The organism is Sphaerisporangium sp. NPDC088356 (assembly GCF_040685555.1).
In the GTDB taxonomy this organism is placed as follows: domain Bacteria; phylum Actinomycetota; class Actinomycetes; order Streptosporangiales; family Streptosporangiaceae; genus Sphaerisporangium.
In genome coordinates, this window is the sequence record NZ_JBFBIK010000018.1 from 1 (window position 1) to 22,809 (window position 22,809).

Here is a 22,809-nt window from a genome sequence, read left to right on the forward strand (position 1 = left end):
CATCGGCGCCTACATCGGCATGTACCTCTCCGGCGAGGGCCACCCGAGCGACAACGTCGCCGACTTCGACTGGTTCGAGTACACCGAACTGCCCGAGCGTTGAGAAACCGCCGTCTCACGCACCCCACCAGTGAAGGCCTGAAGGCGCACGGGGCAGGTGCCAACGGCCTCGAACTGCTGTGTGGCCCCGTCCAAGATGCCGCAGCCCTGTTGTTCAGGTTCGAGCGGGAAGATAGATCGTCTGCTGTTGTTGGCGGGCTCGGCGGGCGGCTGGGATGCGGGCGGCGGTGTTGGCGGGCAGCTTGGTCTCGGCGTCTTCCCAGCTGAAGAAGTCGTAGCCGGACCTCGGGCCCGGGGTACGCCGGGCTGCCCGGGATCGAATATCACGATGTGCATTCGGGCGGTTACGGAATTCGGGCGAACGCCTGCGGGCCGGGCCGTCGTACAGTGAGGATATGGCTGTGCTCACCGTACAGATCGACGCGAAGACCGAGAAGGCCCTCGCCGAGCTGACCGCTGACGGCAGATCCGCCACCGATGTGGTCCGCGAAGCTCTTCTCATCGCCAACCGCCTGAGGCGTATGGAAGTGGCCCGGTCGGAAGCTCAGGAGCTCGCCAACGACCCGGAGAACTTGGCGGAACTCCGCGCCATTCGCCATGATCTGGGCGAAGACTGTGCGCGGTGACGTCTACCGGTTGCGCATGCCACGCGAAGCAGTCGGCCATGAACAGCGTGGCGAGCGCTTCGCCGTACTACTGCAATCCGACGCGCTCGCTTCCCTCTCCACACTGATCATCGCACCGACGTCGACCAGTGCGCGTCCGATGACGTTCCGACCTGAAATCGAGTTGAACGGCAAGACCACCCGGGTCCTCATCGATCAGCTCAAGGCCGTGGACACATGCAGGCTCGGTGACTTCGCGGGTCGGACCCTGCGGAGATCGAGGAGATCGACGAAGCGCTTCACGTCATGCTCGGCCTGCTCACATGAGCTGACTGGCGGTTTCCTGCGGCCCGTCGCGCTTGATGCCCAGCCGTTCCGTGGTCCTCGCGTACCTCGCCGAGCTCATCGATCCGCTCCGGGCTCACGCCGGCCAGCATAGCGGTGACATGGTGAATCCGCTTGTGTGCTGTGCGTGACACGGTTTAGCCTTTACCTGTGGCGGTTATGGTAAAGGTTATGGAGCTCGGTAAGAGAACACGTGTCAGGCGTACGGGGCCGGCGCGCATCTCCAGTAAGAACCAGGTGACCTTGCCGGCCGCCGTGCTGCGCAAGCTGGGGCTTCGAGCGGGAGACCCGATCGACATAACCGAGGAAGGCGGCAATATCGTCATCCGGCGGCATCGCAGCCGTTTCGCCGGCGTCATCGGCACCGTGCCCGGCCTCACCGGGGCCGTGGATGTCGAGGCGAGCCGTGAGAGCTGGAGCTGACGGCGTGCCGACCGTGATGCTCGACACCAACGTCATCTCCGGCCTCCTTGATCCCGATGACGCGCTCCACCTCCGTGCTCTTGACGCGGTCCGCCGCTGGGAGGACCAGGCGGCCTCTTTCGCCATTTCCGTGATCACGTGGAGCGAACTGCGGGTCGGTGCGGTTCGCAAGGGCGTCGAGGCAGAGAAGGCGCTCGCGGAGTTCCGTGCCGCCGCCATCGATCGCATAGTCGGGGTGGACGAGGCGATGGCCGAGAGCGCGGCCGTGCTCAGAGCCGCAGACCTGACCGTTCGCGTGCCGGATGCCCTCATCATCGCGACCGCGCGTGAGGCGGGGGCCGACGCGCTGCTCACCGCGGACCGGAAGTTCCCGGCCATCGCGCCGGAACTCGTCGAGTTGGTCCGCCCGAGCTGATCCGCCGGATGAACCTCCATGGCGGGGCGTGGGCCGGGTCCGTGGTGAACGTTTCACGGGTTCTGGCGGGCTCCGTCCGGCCGTGCGCAGGTGGGGCCGGTGGTCCGACGGGGTCGTGGCGCCTGCGGTTGCGGTGGGGCGAAGGGCGTGATGTTTATGGGAGCGCTCCCACTCGCCGCGGTGGCAAGGAACATCATGAGACGACGGATCCGACCGGTCTATCTGCTGCTGTCGTTGGTGCTGGCCGTCGCGGCCGGCACCGCCGGGTTCACCCTCTCCGGCGCCAGTGCGGCGATCTCGGGGTTCGTGCAGCGCTGCGGCGTCCACTTCTGCCTGAACGGCAAGACGTACTACTTCGCCGGGACGAACACCTACGACGTCTTCACCTATGGCGGCAGCTACGGGGACACCGAGACGCAGTACATGGACAAGGCGCGCATAGACGCCCACATGGCCGAGCTGCAGGCCGACAAGGTGAGCGTGCTGCGGCTGTGGATGTTCAGCCACGAGAGCTGGCACGGGTTCGAGACCGCCAAGGGCGTCTACAACGACCAGCAGTTCGCGCTCTTCGACTACGTCATAGAGTCGGCCAAGGCGCACGACCTCCGGCTCATCCCGGTGTTCGAGAACTACTGGGAGGCCTACGGCGGCATCGACACCCGGCTCAAGTGGGAGGGCCTGAACGGCGGGCACCCCGGCCGGGCCGTCTTCTTCGACAAGGCCAAGTGCCCGGGCTGCTTCACCCAGTACAAGAACTACGTCAACTACGCGCTCAACCGGACCAACCACTACAGCGGCGTCAAGTACAAGGACGAGCCGGGCATCTTCGCCTGGGAGCTCATGAACGAGCCGCGCTACCAGGACGTCAGCGCTGAGGAGAACAAGAGCGGCGCCACCCTGCGCAAGTGGGTCGACGAGATGGCCTCCTACGTCAAGAGCATCGACGCCAACCACATGGTCGGCACCGGCCTGGAGGGACACGAGTCCAGGTACGGCTTCGGCGGCGACGAAGGCAACCCGTTCGTCTACATTCACCAGTCGCCCTATATCGACTTCACCTCCGCGCACCCGTATCCGAACGCGAGCTGGGCCAACCTGACCCTTGACCAGACCAAGACCCTCATCGGCCGGTGGATCTCCGACTCGCACGATGTGGTCGGCAAGCCGTTCTTCCTGGGGGAGTTCAACACCGAGGGCAACGCCGATCGGGTCACCTGGTGGAACGCGCTCTTCGCCGACTTCGAGGCCAGGGACGGTGACGGCTCGGCCTTCTGGTGGTATCCGGACAAGAACGCCGGAGGCGACCAGCACAGCGTGAAGAGCGGCGACCCCGCGCTTGCGGTGTTCCGCGCGCACTCGGCGCGGATGGCGGCCAAGAGCGGCGGCGGCTCGACGTCCTCGCCGTCCCCGACGCCCACCCGGACGCCCACGCCCACCCCGACCCCCACGCCGACCCCCACTCCCACGCCGACCGTCTCGCCTGGTGGTTGCGCGGTGACCTACAAGGTGAACGACTGGGGGAGCGGGTTCACCGCCGACGTCACCATCGCCAACGGCGGGAGCGGCGCGATCAACGGCTGGACCCTGGCGTTCGCCTTCGCCGGCAACCAGAAGATCACGAACTCCTGGAACGGTGTCACCACGCAGTCCGGAACCCAGGTGACGGTGAAGAACGCGGGCTGGAACGGCACGATCGGTGCGAACGGCGGCACGGCGAGCTTCGGCTTCCAGGCCACCTACACCGGCACCAACGCCGCACCGCCCACCTTCACCCTCAACGGCACCGCCTGCGCGAAGAAGTGACCTTCGGCCATCCCGCACCCCCCGACACGACGCGATCGTGGTGTTTTCACAGGTCATAGCATTGATGTGTCAGATGAATCGGACACGGTGGAGAACATCATGGCTGTGAAGCTGAGCAAACGGTCGTTCGAGTTCGCTAAGAAGCTGATCGACGACGGGCATTACGTCCTGGACGAGATGGACGACTGGAGCGAGCACCAGCCGTCGACCCGGCAGGAGAACGACTTCATCGAGAAGCACGGGTTCGCGGAGTACGCGAAGTGGCATCTCGCCGAGGACGACGAGGCCGGTGAGGAGACCAAGGCCAGGTACAAGTTCCCCTACGGGGACTTCGAGAAGGCGCACCGGTGCGGCGTCATCGCCGCCGAGGTACGGGCGGCGCGGCTCCACTACACCGACATCGAGGTCGCCGCGGCCCACCTGCACGGCATGCTCGACGAGCTGAGGTCACACCAGCACACGAGGTGACGTCGAAGGCCGGGCTCGGCCGAGGGTGAGGTCCCGGCGGCCCGCGGGCTGGGCCGGGGAATGGGCTCGGGCGCTGGTGTCGGGTCGTGGTGGTGTGCGGGTCGGCGTTGAGGTCGGGTCATGGTGGTGTACGGGTCGGCGTTGAGGCGCGGCGTCGGTGGTCGGCCAGGACGTCGGTGAGGGCCGCTACGAGCGCGGCCAGGATGAAGGCGATGTTGACCAGGAGAGCGTGCCTGAAGGCCAGCGCGTAGTCGCCGTGGGTCGAGGCGACCTGGGAGAAGAACGCCGAGCCCACCGCGGCGATGCCGACGGAGGCCCCGATGCGCTGCCCCGTCTGGAGGACCCCGCCCGCGGTGCCGGCCTTGGCCACGGGCACCTCCGACAGGGTGAGCGTCTGGTTCGGCGTGATGACGAGGCCGTTGCCGAGGCCCGCGACGAACAACGGGATCGCGATCGTCCAGGCCACCCTGTGCGCGGGCACCAGCCGTACCACGAGGTCCACGGCGGCGAGCCCGATCGTGATCAGCACCAGCCCGATCGCGACCAGCGGGCGGCCGATCCGGGTGACCACCCGCCCGCCCAGCGCGGCGCTCGGCGCCGATCCCAGGGCGAACGCGGTGCTGGCCAGCCCCGCCTGCAGGGCCGAGTAGCGCAGGCCCTCCTGGAGGTACTGGGTGAGGATGAAGAAGATCGCGGTGAATCCGCCGAAGTAGAGCAGCCCGAGCAGGGCGCCGAGGGCGTACGAGCGCCGCTGGAACAGCGAGAGGTCGACCATCGGCTCGTGCCGCCGTCCGTACCAGCGCTCCCACGCCGTGTACCCGGCGAGCACGAGCAGCCCGGCCGGGATCAGCAGCCACCGGGCCGAGCCGTGCCACCGCTGCCCCTCCACGAGCGGGAGCAGCACCAGAAAGATGCCGGCGGCCAGCAGCAGGACGCCGACCGGATCCATGTCCTCCCGCCGCCGCCCGGCCCCGCCGCCGGGAATGTAGCGGTAGGCCAGGACTATGGCGAGGACGCCGATCGGGATGTTGACGTAGAAGACGTAGCGCCATCCTTCCTGCTGACCACCGAGCTGGATGAGCAGGCCGCCGAGCAGGGGGCCGATCGCGGTGGAGATGCCGATCGTGGCGCCCAGCAGCCCGAACGCCCGTCCACGCTCCTCGCCTCGGAACAGCTGCTGGATCAGGCCGCTGACCTGCGGGTTGATCACCCCGCCCGCGGCTCCCTGGACGACGCGCGCGACGACCAGCCAGGTCGATCCAGGAGAGGCTCCGGCGACCATGCTGGAGAGGGTGAACAGGACGACACCGAAGACGAACGCGTTCCGCCGTCCGTGGGTGTCGCCGAACCGGCCGGCGGGGACGAGCACCAGCCCGAAGGCCAGCGCGTACCCCGACACCACCCACTGCAGGTCGCTCGGCGGGGCGTGCAGCCCGACGCGGATGGAAGGCAGGGCCACGTTCACGATGCTGACGTCCAGCAACGACATGAAGCCGGCGACCAGGCAGACGGTCAGCGCCTTCCACCGGCGGGGGTCCGCACCCTCCTCGCCGTGCGCGCCTGGCGTCCCCATCAGGCGGGGTTGCGTGGGGCGAGGAGCGGCATCCTCAGGACGAAGCGGGCGCCCTTGGGGGAGTCCTCGATGGTGAGCCTCCCGCCGTGCTGCTCGGCGATGTCCCTGGCGATCGCCAGGCCGAGCCCGGTGCCCTGCTTGTCCTTCTCGCGGCCGGCGGTGAGCCGGGTGAAGCGCTGGAACACGATCTCTCGCTGCTCGGGTTTGACTCCCTCGCCGTCGTCGATCACTTCCAGCACGGCCTCGTGGCCGTCGCGGCGCACCGAGATGGTGACGGTGGACGTGGCGTGCCGCTCGGCGTTGTCGAGCAGGTTGGTGAGCAGGCGTAGGAGCTGGAGCCGGTCGCCGCTGACGACCACGCCGGGCTGGAGGTCCAGCACGATCCGCTTGCCCCGGAAGCGGCGGCCGACCTCGGTGCGGACCAGTTCGGCGACGTTGACGTAGTCGTGGGCGACCTTCTCGCCGGAGTCGAGCCGCGCCATCACCAGCAGGTCGGTGACGATGGCCTGGAGCCGGTCGAGGCTCACGAGCACGGATTCGGAGGTCTTGACCCAGTCGGTGTCCTCTGGGTGCATCAACGCGTCCTCCACCTGCGCGCGCATCGCGGTGATGGGGCTGCGCAGGTCGTGACCGGCGTCGGAGGCGAAGCGCCGCTGCCGCTCGACCGCCTGTTGCAACCGGTCCAGGGTCTCGTTGACGATCTCGGCCAGGTTCCGGATCTCGCCCCGGTGCGCGGACAGCGGCACCCGGCGGCTCAGGTCCGACGCGGTGATCTCGGTCAGCTCCCTGCACACGCTGTCCACGGGGGCGAGGGCCCGGCCGACGATGCGGTACGTCCCGAGTGCCGTGGCCGCGACGACGAGCAGGGAGCCGATCCCGAGGATCGCGACCAGCACGGGGTTGACATACCACGGGACCACGGGATCGGCGCCGTAGATGAGCCAGTCGCCCGCGTCCCGGTAGTACCGCGTGACGACCACGTTCATGCAGGTGCCCTCGTGCCCGGGCACCGAGCAGGTCACTCCGTGGGCCTCGCCGAACTCGTCCTCGGGCGCGAAGTCGGCCATCAGCGGCTTGCCCATCATCTGCGCGGTCGCCGAGACGATCCGGCCGGTCTCGTCCACCACCTGGACGGCCGCGACCTTCTGCGGTGGGAGCACCGGGGGAAGGGTGCCCAGCCTGATCAGGCGGCCCACGTGGAGATTGACCAGGACGATCTCCTGCTGTCGCTCGCTCATGGCGAGGTCGTGCACGCCGAGGAAAACGAGCACGCTCACGCCCGCGCACGCCAAGGCCATGACGACGCTGGCGACCCACGTCAACCGAGTGCGTACGGACCAGTCGCGCAAGAGCCTCACCGCGCCCCCCTGTCCGCCTCATGATCACCCTAAAACCGGGTCATTCGAGGTCAGGTCAGCGAAAGGGCAAGATGGCAGAAACTATGGATCAAGTACGTGCAGTGCGCGGGGCACCTGGCTCATCGTCCGGATCCCGGTCTTCGTGCATTCCACCACATCTCCGACCTGGGCCCCGTAGAGGTCCGGCACGTGGATCCCCGGCTCGATCGTCATGGTCATGCCGGGGGCCAGCACGGTGCGGTCCGCGGCGGTGAGCCACGGCGCCTCGCGGCGGTCCAGCCCGACTCCGTGGCCCGTCCCGCGCGTGACGTAGGCGCCGTACCCGCTCTCGTCGAGCACGCTCCAGGCGGCGGCGTCGACCTCCGCGGCCGTCACGCCGGGTCGTACGGCCTCGGCCGCCGCGTCGCGCGCGGACAGCAGGACCGCGTAGACCGCGTCGAAGTCCTCGGGCGGCTCGGCCACGACGAATCCCCGGCTGGCGTGCGCGTGGTACCCGTCGGACTCCGCCGTCACCCGGATCGACACGGCGTCGCCCGGGTTGATCACGCGGCCGGCCGGCGTGTGGCGCGGCCTCGCGGTGTTCTCGCCGGCGGCCACGACGACCGAGACGCGTTCTCCGGCGCCCGACTCGGCGGCGAGCCGCCGGGCCATGCCGTGCTCCGTGGCGCCGAACCAGGACAGTTCGCGAGCCAGGGCGAGGACGCCGTCGGCCGCCGCGGCCGCCCGCTCGATCGCGGCGATCTCGTCGGGGCGCTTGGTGAGGCGCATCGGGTCCAGCACCGCCGACGCCAGCACCAGATCGGCGTCCACGCGGAGCACGAAGAGCTCGTGCGCCCGCATCTGGGCGTCGACCCCCACCCGCGACACCGAGGCGGGGATCAGCGCCGCCGCCTCGGCGGCGTCGGCCGCGAACCCGGGTGGCAGCCCGGGGACCAGCACGAGGAACCCGGAGACGTCCCGGCCCGCGACGTACCGCAGGTCAGGGGAGGGGCGCAGCACCAGCGCGTCCAGCCCGGCCGCGGACATCCGCGAGAGCACGGCCGCCATGACCTCGCCGGTCATGCGGGCGGATACAGCCAGCAGGACACCGGCCCGGGGGCGGGCTCCTTCTCCGCGCAGACGTCCATGGCCATGGGGCAGCGCGGATGGAAACGGCATCCCGACGGCGGATCCGCGGGGTCGGGCACGTCGCCCGGCAGTTCCTGCGGCAGCCTTCCCAGCCCGTCCGGCCGCGGGATCGCCCGCAGCAGCGCCTGGGTGTACGGGTGGCGGGGGTCGGCCCAGATCTCGGCCGTCGGGCCGGTCTCCACGATCTTCCCGAGGTACATCACGGCGATCCGGTCCGCGATCAGCCGTACGACGGACAGGTCGTGGCTGATGAACAGCAGCCCGGCGCCCGACTCGACGGCGAGGTTGCGCATCAGGGTCGCCACCTGTGCCTGGGCCGAGGCGTCGAGCGCGGAGATCGGCTCGTCCCCGATGAGCAGCGAGGGACGCGCCGCCAGCGCGCGGGCGATCGCGATGCGCTGGCGCTGCCCGCCGGAGAACTCGTGCGGGTAGCGCCCGGCCATCCGGGCGGGCAGCCCCACCCGTTCGAGCATGCCGCCGGGGGTCGTCTCGCGGTCGCGCGCCGTCTCCAGGCCGTCGGCGATCTGCGCGCCGACCCGCCGCCGGGGGTTGAGGGACGCGTAGGGGTCCTGGAAGACCATCTGGATCTTGGTCAGCGACCGGTCCCTGCGGCGCAGGCCGAGCGGGGTGACCCGCCCGTCCTCGAACGCGATCGTCCCGCCGGTGGCGGCGGTGAGCCCGCAGACCGCCCGCGCCAGCGTGGACTTGCCGCAGCCCGACTCGCCCACCAGCCCGACGACCTCGCCGGCCGCCACGGTCAGGCTGGCGCCCGCCACCGCCCGTACGGCCGGACGGCCCGGCGTCCGGTGCTCGACGACCAGGTCGTCCACGGTCAGCAGGCTCACGAGCCCTCCCTCGGAAGTGCGTCCAGAAGGGCGCGGGTGTAGGGGTGTTCCGGCGTGCGCAGGACCTGGCCGCGGGGGCCCGTCTCCAGGACCAGCCCTTCCCGCATGACGCTGACGTCGTCCGCCACCGCCGACATGACGCCGAGGTCGTGCGTCACCAGGAGCACGGCGAGCCCGAGGTCGTCGCACAGGCCTCTGAGCAGCCGCAGGACCCCCGCCTGGACGGTGACGTCGAGCGCGGTGGTCGGCTCGTCGGCGATCAGGACCTTCGGGCCGCACGCCAGCGCGATGGCGATGGCGATGCGCTGGCGCATCCCGCCGGAGAACTGGTGCGGGTAGCGGTCGACCGCCGCCGCCGGGCCCGGGATTCGCACCTGGCCGAGCAGCTCGATGGCCCGTGCCCGCGCCTCGGCCTTGCCGAGCCCGAGATGGTGACGCATGTGCTCGGTGATCTGGCGGCCGATCGACAGCATCGGGTGCAGGCTGGTCGCCGGGTCCTGGAAGACCATCGCGATCTCGCGTCCCCTGACCTCGTTCAGGTCGCGCTGGGGCAGTTCGAGCAGGTTGCGCCCGTCGTCGAGCACGACGCGGCCGGAGGTCCTGGCGCCGTGGGGGAGCAGGCCGAGCGCGGCCAGTCCCGTCATGGTCTTGCCCGAGCCGCTCTCGCCCGCGAGGCCGTGGACGCGGCCGGGGCGCAGGCCGATGTCGACCCCGCGCAGGATCTCGTGCTCGCCGATGGAGACCTTCAGTCCCTCGACGCTCAGCACCGTTGGGGTGCCTGTTGAGCTCACAGCGCACGCTCCTTGATGGCGCGGGCCGTACGGGGGTCCAGCGCGTCGCGCAGCGTGTCGCCGAGGAAGTTGAACGCCAGCACCACGGTCAGGATGGCGAGGCCCGGGAAGGTCGCGACCCACCAGCTGTCGAACACGTCCACGCCGGCGGCGACCATCGCGCCCCACTCGGGGGACGGCGGCTTGGCCCCGAGCCCGAGGAAGGACAGCCCCGACAGCAGGAGCAGTGCCGTGCCGATGTCGAGCGTGGCGAGCACGAGGATCGGGCCCGTCACGTTGGGGAGCACGTCCACCCGCAGGGAGCGCCAGGCGGAGAAGCCGAGCAGCCGGCCGCTGAGCACGAACTCCCGTTCCCGCATGCCGAGGACCAGGCCGCGTGTCACGCGGGCGTAGGCGGGCCAGGCCACGACCAGGACCGCGAGCACCGCGTTGGTCAGGCTGGCCCCGAGCGCCGCGGCGACGACCATCGCGAGGATCACGGTGGGGAACGCGAAGACCAGGTCGGCCAGCCGCATGATCCCTTCCCCCACCCATCTACCGAAATATCCGGCGCAGGCGCCGAGGGCGCCGCCGATCAGCAGCGACAGCACCACCAGCAGCAGCGTCAGCGGGATGGACACCCGGGCCCCGTACATGATCCGGGACAGGATGTCGCGGCCGAGCTGGTCGGTGCCGAACCAGTGCCCGGGACCGGGGGAGGCCAGCCGGGGCAGATCCTGGGCCAGCGGGTCGTGCGGCGCGAGCAGGGGAGCGGCGGCGGCGACCAGGAGCCAGGCGACGGCCACCACGGCCCCCACCACGGCGAGCGGCTGCCGCCACGCCTCGGGAAGGCGCGAAAGGATCCTCACGCGGGCCTCACTCCCGCGCGCGGGCCGACGGGATTGCCCGTGTACGGGCTCACTCTCGGGCGGGGGCCCGTGTACGGACTCACGACAGTCTCACTCTCGGGTCGATGATCCCGTACAGGATGTCGACCACCAGGTTGATGAGGACGTACACGCCCCCGACCACCAGGCCGACGCCCATGACGGCGGGCAGGTCGAGGGTCGTGGCGCTCTTGTAGGCGTACTGGCCGATGCCGGGCCTGGCGAAGACGGACTCGACCAGCACGGTGCCCGAGAGCAGGCTGCCGAACGCCAGGCCGGCCACCGTGATGATCGGCACCAGCGCCGAGCGCAGCACGTACCGGAAAAGGATCACGCGGCCCGGCAGGCCCTTGGCCCGCGCGGCGCGCACGTAGTCCTGGCCGAGCACCTCCAGCACCGCCGAGCGGGTGAACCGCGTCAGCAGCCCGATGGTGTACGCGGCGAGCACGAGCGCGGGGGTGATCAGGTGGCCCACGGACGAGGAGAACACGTCCCACTGTCCCGCGAGCGCGGCGTCGATCGTGTACAGGCCTGTGACGCCCGGCGGCGCGCTCATGTCGGGGGCGACGCGCCCGCTGCCCGGGGTGATCTGGAGGCGGAAGAAGAACACGTAGAACGCCACCAGCGCGAGCCAGAACGTCGGCACGGAGATGCCGATGAGGCTCGTCACGCGCAGGATCTGGTCCGACAGCCGGTCGCGGCGCAGCGCGGCGACGACCCCGAACGCGACGCCCGTGATCAGCGAGATCACGATCGCCCCGCCGGCCAGCTCGATCGTGGCGGGGACGAACTCCGCGAGGTCGGTCAGGACGGGCCGGTGGCTCTGCTGGCTCATGCCGAGGTCGCCCCGGACGAGCCCGCCGAGATACGTCAGGTACTGCGCGGGGAGCGGCTTGTCGAGGCCGTGCTCGGCGCGGAACTGCGCGACGATCGCCGGGTCGCCGAGGGCGCGCTGGCCGAGGTTGGCCGTCACAGGGTCGCCCGGCACGAGGTTGGTCAGGACGAACGTGACCAGCGTGATCCCGAAGCCGAGCAGCACCGCGACGGCGATCCTGCGGAGCAGGAACCTCGCCAAGGGGTGCCGCAGCCCCCTTCCACCCGTGCGGGGGGCACGGCGCGCAGCCGTGCCCCCCGCGGGGGCGTCACTTGGCGCCGAGGGCTGCGACATCGACCGTCCACACCGGGTGGAACGCGAGGCCGGTGACGGAGGCGGCCGTCACGATGTTCTGGCTGGGCTGGACCAGTGGGACGAACGGCCCCGACGCGTTGAGCGTGTTCTGGATGTCGACGTACATCTGCTTGCGCGCGTCGTCGCCGATGGTCGTGGCGGCCTTGTCGCCCGCGGCCTCCAGCTCCTTGTCGGCCCCGGCCTTCCAGCCGGCCCGCAGGCCGACCGTCTTGCCGGGGAGGAAGGCCAGGTAGTCGGTCGGGTCCGGGTAGTCCGGGCCCCAGTACCACAGGCCGAGCTCCTCCTTGCCGTTGCGGTAGTTGTCGAGCGCGGTCGCCACCGGGGCGGGAGCCAGCTCGACGGTGATGCCGACCTCCTTGAGGTTGGCCTGGATGCGCTCGGCGAAGGGCTGGAACGACAGGCCCTGCAGCGAGATGTCGCTCGGGTACTCCAGCTTGACGCTCGGGTTGCTGACGCCGCTGGCGGCGAGGGCCGCCTTGGCGCCCTCCACGTCCCGCTTGACGGCCTGGTCGGCGGGCAGCGCGCCCAGCAGCATCGTCGGGATCACGCCCGGCGCCTGGACCGAGCCCTCACCGGCGAGCTCCAGCAGGCCCTGGTAGTCGACGCCCTTGCGGATGGCCTCGACGACCTTGGGGTTGTTGGTGACCTTGCTGACGCCGGGGTCCTGGTTCGCGAGCATGAAGACGACGTTGGCCGAGGCGGTCTTGGTGGTCTGCAGGTCTCCGGCGACGCCCTTGATCTGGTCTCCGGACAGGTCGAGGGCGACCTGGCTGTCACCCCGCTGCACGTTCAGCTTCTGGGTGGCGGACTCGACGTTGCGCAGCACGACCTTGGTGTACGTGGGCTTCTTCGTGCCCCAGTACTTGGCGTTGGCCTTCAGCACCACCTGCGACTGGGCGTTGAAGGACTCCAGCTCGTACGGCCCGGAGCCGGCGGAGGCGCCGTTGAGGTACTGCTCGGCCTTGTCGGAGGTGTCGGCGGTGCCGCCGTGCTCCTTGACGACCTTGGAGTTCACGATGCCGAGGGCCGGGTTCGGGAGGATGAACGGCAGCGCCGGGTTGGCGGTCTTGGAGGTCAGCGTGACGGTGGTGGCGTCGGTCTTGGCGACCTCCACCCCGTCGAGGAGGAAGGACGGGTTGCCCTTCAGGTCGCGGACACGGTTCAGCGAGAAGACGACGTCGTCGGCGGTGACCGGGGAGCCGTCGGAGAACGTCGCGCCCTGCTTGAGCTTCAGCGTGAGCGTCTTGCCGTCGGCCGACTGCTCGTAGGACTCGGCGAGGGAGGGAACGGGCTTGGTGACGTCGGAGCCCTCGAAGGTCAGCAGGGTGTCGTAGAGCGCCTTGCCGATGAGCAGTCCGGTCGGCTCGTAGTTGCGGCCGGGGTCCGCGGTCTTGAGGGTGAAGGAGGCGTCCATCACCAGGGTCTTGCTCGCGCCGCCGCTCTGGGACGACGTGGTGGGCGTGCTGCCACCGGAGCAGGCGGCGAGGGAGAGCGCGCCGGTGAGCAGGACCGGCAGGAGAGCCGCCTTTGCCTGCCATGCCGTACGGCGCCGCGGACGGGTCGCCATTCTGTGGCCTCCGGAATTGGTGCTATGTGGACGATTGTTAGCGTGTCGTCCAGGATTGTCCGATAAAACGTCCAGCTCGCGGCGGGAAGCCGAGACGGATATCACGCTTAGGAACCAGGTATGACCGAAATGTCAGGCTCGCCGTCGCCCGGGACCGGGGTCACTGGACGGATCGGCATCGGCCTCCAGCTCGACGCGACGCACATGAAGATCCTGGAGGTCCTGCGGGAGAACGGCCGCATCTCGGTCGCGGCGCTGGCCGAGCGGGTCGGGATCTCCCGGGCCAGCGCCTACACCAGGTTCGAGGCGCTGCGCGCGGACGGTGTGATCAAAAAGTTCACCGCCGAGGTCGACCACGTGCGGGCCGGTCTCGGCATCACCGCGCTGGTGTTCGTGACGGTGCGGCAGCAGATGTGGAAGCAGTTCCGCGCCCAGCTCGCGCAGATGCCCGAGGTGGAGTACTGCGCGATCACCACCGGGCAGCACGACGCGATGATCCAGGTCAGGATGGCCGACGTCGCGGCGGTGCACGCGCTGGTGACCGAGCGCCTCGCGAGCATCCCCGCCGTCAAGGCCACCGAGACGGTCTTCATCCTGGACGAGGTGCTCAAGCGGCCGTACGTGCTGCCCTCCGACCGCCGCCCCCGCCAGACGCCGCGCAGGCCCCCCGCCGCCGACCCCCCGCCCCCGCCGAACGTCCCCCTCGGCAAGATGCGCTTCGTAGGCGCCGCCGAAGGCCGCGCCGACATGCACAAGGACGCCTGACCCCGGGACGTCTGGCCGGCCGCCCCCGACCCGGCTGTGGGCGGCTTGCTCCCGGCGCCGGGACGGTGGGTCGTGGTGCGGCGCCGCCGTACGGCGGTTCGACTGGGAGATCAGGCCTCTTCGCAGACGCTGGTCTGGGGGGTGTCGTCGCCGTCGAAGGTGAACTCCTCGACCAGGCGCAGGCGGCCGTCGGGCAGGGACTCGATGCGGCTGGTGCTGCGCCCGGAGGGCCGCCCGCCCGCCTTGAGCCCGTGGACGTACATGATCTCGATGCGGTCGTCGTCCCTGGTGCCCACGAACCGGCCGTGGGTCACGGTGTCGCCGGTGTAACTGCCCCAGATGAGACCGTCCGCCTCCTCGTAGGCGAACCGCGTGGGATCTACGGCGTTCACCTCGCTCGCCGTCGAGCTGATCATGATGAAAGTGCGGCCGTTGAGAAGATTCCTGTCGCTCACGGCTCCGCATCGTGCCCATTCCCGGACTCCCGTGCCGCCCCGGCTGGACGTTTCGCTCACCACTGCGGGAGTGGCGTGGTGATCCGTCTTCGCTCACCGGCCGAACAGAGGGATGATCTGTACGCCCGATTCGCCGCTGGTTAGAGTAAGTGCTCACTGATGCCCAGGCGGTGGAGTGAACATGGACCTTGAGGAGTACCAGCGGCGCGCCAGGAGCTGGCTCGCGGCCAACGCCCCCGGAGCCCGAGCCGAGGGCGCCTCGGACGAGGACGGTCTCGCCCCCGCGAAGGATTTCATGGCCCGGCTCCACGACGCGGGCTACTCCGGCATCACCTGGCCCGCCGAGTGGGGCGGCCAGGGCCTCACCCAGGCCGAGGAACGCGCCTTCGCCACCGAGGCGAGCGGGGTCACGCTGCCGACCTACGTGTTCTCGATCGGACTCGGCATGTGCGGTCCCACGCTGGTCGACCTCGGCACCCCTGAGCAGAAGACCCGCCACATCAGGAGGATCCTGCGCGGCGAGGAGATCTGGTGCCAGCTGTTCTCCGAGCCCGGCGCGGGCAGCGACGTGGCGAGCCTCCAGACCCGGGCCGTCCCCGCCGATGACGGCGGCTGGATCGTCAACGGCCAGAAGGTCTGGACCTCGGTCGCCCAGCACGCCGACTTCGGCCTGCTGCTCACGCGCACCGACGTCGACGTGCCCAAGCACAAGGGCCTGACGATGCTCATCGTCGACATGCGCGCTCCCGGCGTGACCGTCCGGCCGCTGAAGGACATGACCGGGCGCGCCCACTTCAACGAGATCTTCTTCGACGACGTGCACATCGCCCCGGGGAACGTCATCGGCGAGGTCAACGACGGCTGGAGCTGCGCGGTCACCACGCTCCTGCACGAGCGGCTGTCGATCTCCAGCGGGGTCGGCATGAGCGGCCAGCGCGACAATCCGGCGTCGTTCGAGAGCCTGCGGAAGATCGTCGACACCTCCGACCCCCTGGTGCGCGACCGGCTCGTCGAGCTCCACATCAGGAGCCGCGCGCTCGCGCTGTTCAACGCCAAGCTCTCGCAGGAGACCAGGGCCGGCGTCTTCCCGGGCGCGCGGGGCAGCGCCGCCAAGCTCCTGCTCGCCGAGCTCGTCAACTTCCAGGCCGACCTCGCCGTCTCGCTGGCCGGCCCGGAGGCCGTCGCGTACGAGGGCCAGGGCGGGCTGGCCGGCGCGATCGCCCTCGCCCCGGCCATGTCCCTCGGCGGGGGCACCAACGAGATCATGCGCAACATCATCGGAGACCGGGTGCTCGACCTGCCCCCCGAGCCACGGGTCGACAAGAAGGTGCCCTTCAAGGACCTGAAAGTGGGTACGCAGGTATGAGGCTCGTCCTGTCCGCCGAGCAGAGCGAGCTCCGCGCCGCCGTCCGGTCCTTCCTCGGCGCGGCCTCCCCGCTCGCCAAGGTCCGCCAGGACATCGAGACCACCGACGGCTACGACCGGGCGGTCTACCGGAGGCTCAACGGTGAGCTCGGGCTGGCGGGCCTGATCGTCTCCGAGGAGCACGGCGGCGCGGGGGCCGGGCACGCCGACCTGGCCGTGGTCCTGGAGGAGACCGGTGCCGCGCTCCTGCCCGGACCGCTGCTCGCCACCGTGTTCGCCACCATCGTCCTCACCGAGCTGGCCGGCGCCGAGGACCTACTCGCGCGCGTCGCCGCGGGGACCACGGTGGCCACCCTCGCCCCGCTCCCCGGCAACCCCGGCGGCGTCACCGTGTCGGGCGGCACGCTGCGCGGCGAGGTCCCCGTGGTGCTCAACGGCGCCGACGCGGACCTCATCCTCGTCATCACGGGCGACCACGACGCGGTGTACGCGGTGGAGCCGGGCGCCCCGGGCGTCGGCCGTACACCGCTGACGACGCTCGACCTCACGCGCCGCCAAGCCCGCCTGACCTTCGACGGCGCCCCCGGCCGGCTCGTCGGCGGCGGGGAGGCCGCCGCACGGGGGCTCGCACGGGCCTTCGACCTGATCTCCGTGGCGCTCGCGGCCGAGCAGCTCGGCGTGCTGCGCGCGGGGCTCGGCGCGATCGTGGCCTACAGCAAGATCCGGATGGCGTTCGGCCGCCAGATCGGCTCGTACCAGGCGGTCAAGCACAAGCTGGCCGACATGCACTGCAAGCTGGAGCAGGCCGACGCGATCGTGCGTTACGCCGCCTGGGCCGCCGACGAGGCTCCGGGCGAGCTGCCGGAGGCCGCCGCGCTGGCCCAGGCGTACGTGGGGCGCGCCTGCTTCGAGGTGGCGCGCGACCAGCTCCTGCTGTACGGCGGCATCGGTTTCACCTGGGAACACGATGCGCATCTCTATTACAAACGGGCCAAGAGCGATGAGGTCCTTCTCGGTCCGCCCAGAACCCACCGCGCCCGCCTCGCCGACCTCGTCATCTGACCGCCTCCGGCCCGTACCCGCGACCTGCTGACCAGACCGACCTCGACGACCTCGACGACCTCGTGATCCGATCCGCCCCGCGATCGAGGAGTGCTGCATGGACATCAGCGAGCTGCCCGGTTTCTACAGGATCGCCGAGGCCGATCCCGCCCGCACGGCGGTGATCGGCGCCGACGGGTCGGTCACCACGTACGGCGAGCTGCTCGGCCGCGTCAACCAGGTGTCGAACGGGCTGCGGGCGCGCGGGCTGGGCAAGGGCGACGTGGTCGCGGGCGTGCTGCCCAACGGGATCGACGCCGTGGTCATGCTGCTGGCCACCGGTCAGATCGGCCTGTACTACGTGCCCGTCAACTGGCATCTCACCGCCGCCGAGATCGCGTACATCCTCGGCGACTGCGACGCCGGGATCATCGTCCACGGGGAGATCGACGGGATGCCCGCCGGCACCGTGAAGGAAGCCCGCGCGTCGGCCGGGATCCCCGAGGAGGCGACGTTCGCCGGGCACGCCGCTCTGGCCGAGGGACAGTCGCCCGGCACGCCGGAGAACCGCTCCAGCGGGTCGGTCATGTGGTACACCTCCGGCACGACCGGGTTCCCGAAGGGCGTGCAGCGGTCGCTGTCGAACTCCACGCCGGAGGACACCGCGCCGCTGACCGCGTGGTTCGCGGGCGAGGTGTGCGACCTGCGTCCCGGCGACGGCGTCCACCTGGTCACCTCGCCGATCTACCACTCCTCGCCGTGCGCGCACACCACGCTCGCGCTCAACCTCGGGCACACCGTGGTGATCACCCAGAGGTTCGACCCGGTGAACATCCTCGAACTGGTCGAGAAGCACCGTGTGACCAACGCGATGATGGTCCCCACGATGTTCCACCGGATGCTCCGGCTCCCCGCCGAGGTCAAGGAGAGGTACGACGTCTCGTCACTCCGGCAGGTGATCCACACCGGCGCGGCCTGCCCCGTCGCCGTCAAGAGGGGGATCATGGAGTGGTGGGGGCCGGTGCTCTACGAGTACTACGGCTCCACCGAGTCGACCATCGCCTTCTACGTCAAGCCGCACGACTGGCTGGCGCGTCCCGGCACCGTCGGCCGCCCCGCGCCGACGTTCGAGGCCAGGATCCTCGACGAGAGCGGCGCCGTGCTGCCCCCCGGGGAGCCCGGCATGGTGTACGTCAAGTCGTCCCTTGGGTCCTTCCAGTACCGCAAGGACCCCGGCAAGACGGCCGCGAGCAAGCGGGGCGAGTGGTACGCGCCGGGCGACATCGGCTACCTCGACGAAGACGGCTACCTGTTCCTGTGCGACCGCCGCACCGATCTGATCATCTCGGGCGGGGTCAACATCTACCCCGCCGAGATCGAGGCCGCGCTGCTGGAACATCCGATCGTGGCCGACGTCGCCGTGATCGGCGTCCCGGACGAGGAGTGGGGCCACAAGGTGGTCGCGCTGGTCCAGCCGGTCCCGGGCGCCCGTACTGGACTGGAGCTGACCGCCGAGCTGCTCGCGCACTGCGAACCGCGCATCGCCCGCTTCAAGCACCCACGCGTCATCGAATACCGCGACGAACTGCCCCGCACCCCGACGGGCAAGCTCTCCCGCCACAGGCTCCGGGAGGACTACCTCCGCACGAGTTGAGCGGCCGTCGGACGACGAGGGTCCCGGCCGCCGGCCGGGACCCTCGTGTACGGCGTACGCTCTGTCAGAACTGGTAGACCGAACCTGTGGCGGCTCGCAGGACGCACGGGTTGGGGTAGGTGTGGCGCACCGCGATGTGGCGACCGTCCCAGCTGCCGACGGCGGTGACCGTCACGGGATCGTGGATCCTCGTGCAGTGGACCCACGGCGACACGTTCAACACGCCCGGATTGCCACCGACCAGGGCGAGCAGACGGCAGGCGCTCACCGGCGAGGGGTGTGTCCCTCCGGGAGGCGCGCATCGCAGGGTCACGATGCGGTCGGCCGGAAACGGTGTGGTACCGCGGCGCTTGCTCAGGACCAGAATCCGGGTGTGCGGGGCCGGCACCGGACCGACGTGGGGTCCCGGCGGAGGCTCGATGTGGGGCCCCGGTGCCGGCGGGGGCCCCGTGTGCGGTCCGGGTGGCGGTCCGGTGTGGGGTCCCGGCGGTGGTGTCGGTATCGGCCAGATGCTGGGCGCCGGCAGTGGTGCCGGCGCGACCCCGGGCTGGTCCCCCACGCTGGGCGCACCGGGTGGTGGCTCCCAGGACGAAGAGGCGCCGGCCGCGGACCCGGCGGCGACAGCCGCACCGAGGACCAGGGCCAGAGAGCTCAGGCCAGTGAAAAGACGTCGCAAGTGAATCCCCCGATCACGCATGACGATGAAGCGAGCTCCAGGCTCCCGCGCTCACCTGCTCACAGCGGTGACCGACGCTGCGAGCACACGCTTTCTATGCGATATCTCTAGCCCCCGCCGCCGTACAAGCGTGATCCGTTTCCGTTCAGGCGGAGATCCACTCCTTGGAGATAGTGACCTTGTCCAGGATGTCCGGGATGGGGTCCACGCCGAGGCCGGGCCCCGTGGGGACGGGCAGGTGGCCGTCCTGGAGGGTGAACGGCTCGAGCTGCGGGATCGAGTCCATGATGCCGACCGACACTCCGCAGGGCACCCGGTCACGGGAGGCGCCGAGGAAGTCGCCGAACGACCTGCCGGCCGCCCGCAGCTCGGCGTCGAGCACGGCGGTCTCCAGCGCGGCCTTGGCCATCCGGTGGCCCTTGAAGGGCTCGAGCGCCCGGCCCACGGCGTACGCGTCGAGGCCCGGCAGGGCGGTCAGCGCCGGGATCAGGAAGCGGCGCATCACCTCGGCGGCGCCGTCGACGTATTCCGAGGAGTACAGGGGCTCGGACATCGCCACGCACTCGCCCCACCCCTCGGCCTCCGGGGTGACCACCCTGACCAGCAGCACGTCCCGCTCGGTCTCGGTGCCGAACGAGGTACGGAACGGCGCGACCAGCGGCATCGCGATCCTGCGCAGTTCGACACCGGTGATCTTCACGCTCGCTCCAGGATGTAGTGGCCGTCGGTGGTGAAACCGGTGACGCGCGCCCCGCCGTCGATCAGCCCGCCGAGCACGTCGCGCACCACGTGGCGCCACGCCTTGCGCACCAGGGGATCATAGGTCCAGGAGATCTGGCCGAGCCCCCGAGACAGCGCCCAGGCGCGCTGGTGAAGCTTCAGGGCGAACCCGATGCCGCGTCCCATGATGCCGCCCGTGACATGCGAGTGCAGGGCCGTACCGGGGGGACCGGCGAGGAAGCCGACGCTCGCGCCGACCAGCGCGGCGCCCTCGAAGGCTCCGGCCACGTAGTTGCCGCTGTGGGACAGCGCGCGCATCAGCTCCACGGTCATCGGGACGTTCGCTGGCTCCGTATGCCAGATCTCGTCGTACAGGCGGTGGACCAGCTCGAACTCGGCGATCTCGTGCAGCTCGCGCACCTCGACCCCCGCGCGCCGGGCGGCGGCCTGCCACTGGTCGGTGGCCGCGCCGGCGAGTGCCGAGGTGATGGCCCGCCCCCCGGGCCCGGTCACTGCCGGCCCTCCAGGATCGCTTCCACCAGCCTGGCCAGCAGGGCCGCGCGACGGGGCATCTCCTCGACGACCACGTGCTCGTGTGCCGCGTGGGCCCCGCCGCCCACCGCGCCGAGGCCGTCGAGCGTGGGGCACCCGATGCCGGCCGTGAAGTTGCCGTCCGAGGCGCCGCCCACGGGCACGCCGCCCAGGGGACCGATGCCCAGCTCGTTCGCCACCTGCTCGGCCAGCTTGAACAGGGCGGAGGAGGAGGCGGCGTCCATCGGGGGCCGGTTGGGCCCGCCGGTCACCGCGAGCCGCGTGCCGGGCAGCCTCGGCGACAGCGCGCGCATCCGCACGTCGACAAGGGCCTGCGCCGCGAGGTCCGCCGTGCGCACGTCGACGGCGACGGCCGCCTCCGCGGGCACGGTGTTCCTGCTCGTGCCCGCGCTCATCACCGTCGGGGTCACGGTCGTCGAGCCCTCGGGGTCGGCCATCGCGGCGATGGCGAGCACCTGGTGGGCCAGCTCGACCCCGGCGTTCGCCCCCTTCTCGGGCTCCAGGCCGGCGTGGGCGGCCATGCCGTGCACGGCGACCTCGTACTGCGAGACGCCCTTGCGCGCGGTCTTCAGCGCGCCGTCGTCGGCGCTCGCCTCCAGGACCAGCGTGGCCGAGCAGCCCCGGGCGCTCTGCTCGATGAGATCCCTTGAGGTACGCGAGCCCAGCTCCTCGTCGCCCGTCACCAGCACGCACACCCCGTCCGCCGACGCGATCGAGCGCAGCGCGTGGAACATCTGGACCAGGCCGGCCTTCATGTCGAACACCCCGGGCCCCCGGGCGACGCCGCCGGTGACCGACCACGGGTGTGTGCGCAGCGACCCGATCGGCCACACCGTGTCGTGGTGGCCGAGGAGCAGGACGCGCGGGGTGCCGAAGGTCCAGCGCAGGTGCGTGACCCCGCCGACCACGATGGGCTCGGGCCGCACGCCGAGATGCCTGGCGCCAAGGGCGGCGACCACCGTGGCGCTGGCGGCCACCGCGTCATGATCGGAGGAGAAGGACTCGCGCAGGACGAGCTCCTCCAGGTCGTCCAGCATGACCGGAAGGTCGCCCGGCATCACCTGACGAGCCCCGGCTCGGCCGTCTTCGGCGCGGGACGTCCCAGTTCGGCGCGGAACAGGTGCATCACGTTGCCGCCGAGGATCTTGCGGATGTCCTCCTCGCCCAGGCCACGCTTGAGCAGCTGCTCGGTGACCAGGGGCATGCCGCCCGGCCCGTCGAGCCCGTCGATGGCCACTCGCGAGTCGATACCGCTGTAGCTGAACCCCTCGCAGCAGGGCGGTGTCAGGTCGACCATGACCTCCCGCATGAAGTCGGGGCCGAGGCCGACGTGGTCGACACCGGCGACGTCCGCGATGTGCAGGATGTGGTCGGCCAGCCGCTCCACCGTGTAGCCCTCGGGCTTCTCCGACAGGAACGCCGCGAGGAAGTTGACGCAGACGACGCCGCCCCCCGCGCTCACCGCGCGAAGCTGCTCGTCGGTGAGGTTGCGGTGGTGGTCGCGCAGGGCACGCGCGGAGGAGTGCGTCGCGATGACCGGCCTGGTGGCGATCTCCAGTACGTGCGCCACGCCCGACGCTCCCAGGTGGGAGATGTCGAAGATCATGCCAAGCCGTTCCATCTCCCGCAGGGCCGCGACGCCGTACGAGGTGAGGCGGCTGCCGGTCGCGTCCTCCCCGCTGCCGTCGGCGAGCGGCGTACGGCCCCAGTGGGCGATGGAGGCGACGCGGACGCCCAGGCGGAACAGGGTGGGCAGCAGCTCCACGCTCGCGTCCAGGCCGGGCATGCTCTCAAGGGCGATGACCAGGGCGATCCTGCCGAGCGCGAGGGCCTCGTCGACCTGCTGCCCGTCGTAGCAGATGCTCACGTCGTCGGGGTTGCCCTCGGCCAGCACGTGAGCGCACTCGATCATCCGCAGGGTCTGGCGGAGCGCGCCTTCGGGGCGGTACTGGCTGTCGATGAAGACCGGGAGGACCTGCACGTCGACGCCGCCCTCGCGGAGCTGGGGCAGCCACCGCTCCCGGAAGAACGACGCCCACATCTCCGGCGGCCTCGCCGAGACCGCCATCAGAAGGTCGTTGTGGGTGTCTGCCACGATCGCGTCCTGGTGCAGGTCAGCGAACACGTGTGGACTCCTCTCAGCGC

Annotated in this window: 24 protein-coding genes and 1 pseudogene; 11 read left to right on the top strand and 14 right to left on the bottom strand. The window is 70.6% G+C overall.

All coding sequences use genetic code 11. The features are described from left to right. The first annotated feature begins 13 nt into the window (after positions 1-13). The 7 genes from AB0O34_RS09640 (at position 14) to AB0O34_RS09670 (ending at position 4,119) form a co-directional block, all read left to right on the top strand. The gene (locus tag AB0O34_RS09640; RefSeq protein ID WP_363914673.1) at positions 14-103 is read left to right on the top strand and encodes a hypothetical protein; all 90 of its coding nucleotides are present in this window, start codon (positions 14-16) and stop codon (positions 101-103) included. A gap of 358 nt (positions 104-461) precedes the next feature. After that, the gene (locus tag AB0O34_RS09645; RefSeq protein ID WP_363914522.1) at positions 462-686 is read left to right on the top strand and encodes a hypothetical protein; all 225 of its coding nucleotides are present in this window, start codon (positions 462-464) and stop codon (positions 684-686) included. A gap of 16 nt (positions 687-702) precedes the next feature. After that, entirely contained in the window at positions 703-1,104 is a 402-nt protein-coding gene (locus AB0O34_RS09650) for a type II toxin-antitoxin system PemK/MazF family toxin (RefSeq protein WP_363914675.1), read from the top strand. A 77-nt stretch (positions 1,105-1,181) separates the two neighbouring features. Then, complete coding sequence (locus tag AB0O34_RS09655) at positions 1,182-1,433, top strand: AbrB/MazE/SpoVT family DNA-binding domain-containing protein (RefSeq protein ID WP_363914524.1); 252 nt, start codon at positions 1,182-1,184, stop codon at positions 1,431-1,433. Further along, positions 1,417-1,848 (top strand): type II toxin-antitoxin system VapC family toxin, encoded by a 432-nt coding sequence (locus AB0O34_RS09660; protein WP_363914526.1) that lies wholly within the window; start codon positions 1,417-1,419, stop codon positions 1,846-1,848. Before AB0O34_RS09655 ends, AB0O34_RS09660 begins: the two co-directional genes overlap by 17 nt. Before the next feature lie 195 nt (positions 1,849-2,043). Next, positions 2,044-3,651: a cellulose binding domain-containing protein gene (locus AB0O34_RS09665; RefSeq protein ID WP_363914528.1), complete on the top strand. Its 1,608-nt coding sequence runs from the start codon at positions 2,044-2,046 to the stop codon at positions 3,649-3,651. A gap of 99 nt (positions 3,652-3,750) precedes the next feature. After that, positions 3,751-4,119 (top strand): hypothetical protein, encoded by a 369-nt coding sequence (locus AB0O34_RS09670; protein WP_363914530.1) that lies wholly within the window; start codon positions 3,751-3,753, stop codon positions 4,117-4,119. Between the two features lie 118 nt (positions 4,120-4,237). Here AB0O34_RS09670 and AB0O34_RS09675 read toward each other — a convergent pair whose 3' ends face one another. The 8 genes from AB0O34_RS09675 to AB0O34_RS09710 form a co-directional block, all read right to left on the bottom strand. Further along, positions 4,238-5,692, bottom strand: coding sequence for an MFS transporter (locus AB0O34_RS09675; RefSeq protein WP_363914532.1), 1,455 nt, complete (start codon positions 5,690-5,692; stop codon positions 4,238-4,240). Beyond that, the gene (locus AB0O34_RS09680) at positions 5,692-6,969 is read right to left on the bottom strand and encodes a HAMP domain-containing sensor histidine kinase (RefSeq protein WP_363914534.1); all 1,278 of its coding nucleotides are present in this window, start codon (positions 6,967-6,969) and stop codon (positions 5,692-5,694) included. The genes AB0O34_RS09675 and AB0O34_RS09680 overlap by 1 nt, the downstream gene beginning before the upstream one ends. 162 nt (positions 6,970-7,131) lie before the next feature. Continuing rightward, positions 7,132-8,112 carry a M24 family metallopeptidase gene (locus AB0O34_RS09685; protein WP_363914536.1) on the bottom strand — a complete coding sequence of 327 codons (981 nt, stop codon included), beginning with the start codon at positions 8,110-8,112 and terminating at the stop codon, positions 7,132-7,134. Further along, the gene (locus AB0O34_RS09690; RefSeq protein WP_363914538.1) at positions 8,109-9,023 is read right to left on the bottom strand and encodes an ABC transporter ATP-binding protein; all 915 of its coding nucleotides are present in this window, start codon (positions 9,021-9,023) and stop codon (positions 8,109-8,111) included. The genes AB0O34_RS09685 and AB0O34_RS09690 overlap by 4 nt, the downstream gene beginning before the upstream one ends. After that, positions 9,020-9,814 carry an ABC transporter ATP-binding protein gene (locus AB0O34_RS09695; protein ID WP_363914540.1) on the bottom strand — a complete coding sequence of 265 codons (795 nt, stop codon included), beginning with the start codon at positions 9,812-9,814 and terminating at the stop codon, positions 9,020-9,022. The genes AB0O34_RS09690 and AB0O34_RS09695 overlap by 4 nt, the downstream gene beginning before the upstream one ends. Then, positions 9,811-10,662, bottom strand: coding sequence for an ABC transporter permease (locus AB0O34_RS09700; protein ID WP_363914542.1), 852 nt, complete (start codon positions 10,660-10,662; stop codon positions 9,811-9,813). Before AB0O34_RS09700 ends, AB0O34_RS09695 begins: the two co-directional genes overlap by 4 nt. Before the next feature lie 79 nt (positions 10,663-10,741). Then, the gene (locus AB0O34_RS09705; RefSeq protein ID WP_363914544.1) at positions 10,742-11,755 is read right to left on the bottom strand and encodes an ABC transporter permease; all 1,014 of its coding nucleotides are present in this window, start codon (positions 11,753-11,755) and stop codon (positions 10,742-10,744) included. Positions 11,756-11,822: 67 nt separating this feature from the next. Beyond that, a complete protein-coding gene (locus AB0O34_RS09710) occupies positions 11,823-13,436 on the bottom strand; it encodes an ABC transporter substrate-binding protein (RefSeq protein WP_363914546.1) in 1,614 nt (537 codons plus the stop codon). Between the two features lie 120 nt (positions 13,437-13,556). On the opposite strand from AB0O34_RS09710, the gene AB0O34_RS09715 reads away from it, so the two are divergent. Continuing rightward, complete coding sequence (locus tag AB0O34_RS09715; protein ID WP_363914548.1) at positions 13,557-14,201, top strand: Lrp/AsnC family transcriptional regulator; 645 nt, start codon at positions 13,557-13,559, stop codon at positions 14,199-14,201. A 110-nt stretch (positions 14,202-14,311) separates the two neighbouring features. Here AB0O34_RS09715 and AB0O34_RS09720 read toward each other — a convergent pair whose 3' ends face one another. Beyond that, positions 14,312-14,656 (bottom strand): hypothetical protein, encoded by a 345-nt coding sequence (locus AB0O34_RS09720; protein WP_363914550.1) that lies wholly within the window; start codon positions 14,654-14,656, stop codon positions 14,312-14,314. A gap of 181 nt (positions 14,657-14,837) precedes the next feature. On the opposite strand from AB0O34_RS09720, the gene AB0O34_RS09725 reads away from it, so the two are divergent. The 3 genes from AB0O34_RS09725 (at position 14,838) to AB0O34_RS09735 (ending at position 18,716) form a co-directional block, all read left to right on the top strand. Further along, complete coding sequence (locus tag AB0O34_RS09725) at positions 14,838-16,022, top strand: acyl-CoA dehydrogenase family protein (protein ID WP_363914552.1); 1,185 nt, start codon at positions 14,838-14,840, stop codon at positions 16,020-16,022. Further along, positions 16,019-17,083: an acyl-CoA dehydrogenase family protein gene (locus AB0O34_RS09730; RefSeq protein WP_363914554.1), complete on the top strand. Its 1,065-nt coding sequence runs from the start codon at positions 16,019-16,021 to the stop codon at positions 17,081-17,083. The genes AB0O34_RS09725 and AB0O34_RS09730 overlap by 4 nt, the downstream gene beginning before the upstream one ends. Before the next feature lie 97 nt (positions 17,084-17,180). Next, positions 17,181-18,716 (top strand): AMP-binding protein, encoded by a 1,536-nt coding sequence (locus tag AB0O34_RS09735; protein ID WP_363914557.1) that lies wholly within the window; start codon positions 17,181-17,183, stop codon positions 18,714-18,716. A gap of 64 nt (positions 18,717-18,780) precedes the next feature. On the opposite strand, the gene AB0O34_RS09740 is transcribed toward AB0O34_RS09735, so the two are convergent. From AB0O34_RS09740 to AB0O34_RS09760, 5 genes and pseudogenes are all read right to left on the bottom strand, one after another. Next, the gene (locus AB0O34_RS09740) at positions 18,781-19,413 is read right to left on the bottom strand and encodes an SSI family serine proteinase inhibitor (RefSeq protein ID WP_363914559.1); all 633 of its coding nucleotides are present in this window, start codon (positions 19,411-19,413) and stop codon (positions 18,781-18,783) included. 244 nt (positions 19,414-19,657) lie between these two features. Then, a pseudogene (locus AB0O34_RS09745) lies at positions 19,658-20,092 on the bottom strand (o-succinylbenzoate synthase); the annotation flags it as partial. After that, complete coding sequence (locus AB0O34_RS09750) at positions 20,089-20,625, bottom strand: hypothetical protein (RefSeq protein ID WP_363914561.1); 537 nt, start codon at positions 20,623-20,625, stop codon at positions 20,089-20,091. The pseudogene AB0O34_RS09745 and the gene AB0O34_RS09750, both read right to left, overlap by 4 nt. Next, positions 20,622-21,722, bottom strand: coding sequence for a M20/M25/M40 family metallo-hydrolase (locus tag AB0O34_RS09755; RefSeq protein ID WP_363914563.1), 1,101 nt, complete (start codon positions 21,720-21,722; stop codon positions 20,622-20,624). The genes AB0O34_RS09750 and AB0O34_RS09755 overlap by 4 nt, the downstream gene beginning before the upstream one ends. Continuing rightward, positions 21,722-22,789: a membrane dipeptidase gene (locus AB0O34_RS09760; protein ID WP_363914565.1), complete on the bottom strand. Its 1,068-nt coding sequence runs from the start codon at positions 22,787-22,789 to the stop codon at positions 21,722-21,724. Before AB0O34_RS09760 ends, AB0O34_RS09755 begins: the two co-directional genes overlap by 1 nt. Positions 22,790-22,809 lie beyond the last annotated feature (20 nt).

Bases quoted from the DNA above. Each gene is read 5' to 3' on its own strand.
- AB0O34_RS09655 (WP_363914524.1), top strand. From the start codon at position 1,182: ATGGAGCTCGGTAAGAGAACACGTGTCAGGCGTACGGGGCCGGCGCGC.
- AB0O34_RS09710 (WP_363914546.1), bottom strand. From the start codon at position 13,436: ATGGCGACCCGTCCGCGGCGCCGTACGGCATGGCAGGCAAAGGCGGCT.
- AB0O34_RS09685 (WP_363914536.1), bottom strand. From the start codon at position 8,112: ATGACCGGCGAGGTCATGGCGGCCGTGCTCTCGCGGATGTCCGCGGCC.
- AB0O34_RS09735 (WP_363914557.1), top strand. From the start codon at position 17,181: ATGGACATCAGCGAGCTGCCCGGTTTCTACAGGATCGCCGAGGCCGAT.
- AB0O34_RS09730 (WP_363914554.1), top strand. From the start codon at position 16,019: ATGAGGCTCGTCCTGTCCGCCGAGCAGAGCGAGCTCCGCGCCGCCGTC.
- AB0O34_RS09675 (WP_363914532.1), bottom strand. From the start codon at position 5,692: ATGGGGACGCCAGGCGCGCACGGCGAGGAGGGTGCGGACCCCCGCCGG.
- AB0O34_RS09740 (WP_363914559.1), bottom strand. From the start codon at position 19,413: ATGCGTGATCGGGGGATTCACTTGCGACGTCTTTTCACTGGCCTGAGC.
- AB0O34_RS09755 (WP_363914563.1), bottom strand. From the start codon at position 21,722: ATGCCGGGCGACCTTCCGGTCATGCTGGACGACCTGGAGGAGCTCGTC.
- AB0O34_RS09715 (WP_363914548.1), top strand. From the start codon at position 13,557: ATGACCGAAATGTCAGGCTCGCCGTCGCCCGGGACCGGGGTCACTGGA.
- AB0O34_RS09650 (WP_363914675.1), top strand. From the start codon at position 703: ATGCCACGCGAAGCAGTCGGCCATGAACAGCGTGGCGAGCGCTTCGCC.
- AB0O34_RS09665 (WP_363914528.1), top strand. From the start codon at position 2,044: ATGAGACGACGGATCCGACCGGTCTATCTGCTGCTGTCGTTGGTGCTG.
- AB0O34_RS09670 (WP_363914530.1), top strand. From the start codon at position 3,751: ATGGCTGTGAAGCTGAGCAAACGGTCGTTCGAGTTCGCTAAGAAGCTG.
- AB0O34_RS09725 (WP_363914552.1), top strand. From the start codon at position 14,838: ATGGACCTTGAGGAGTACCAGCGGCGCGCCAGGAGCTGGCTCGCGGCC.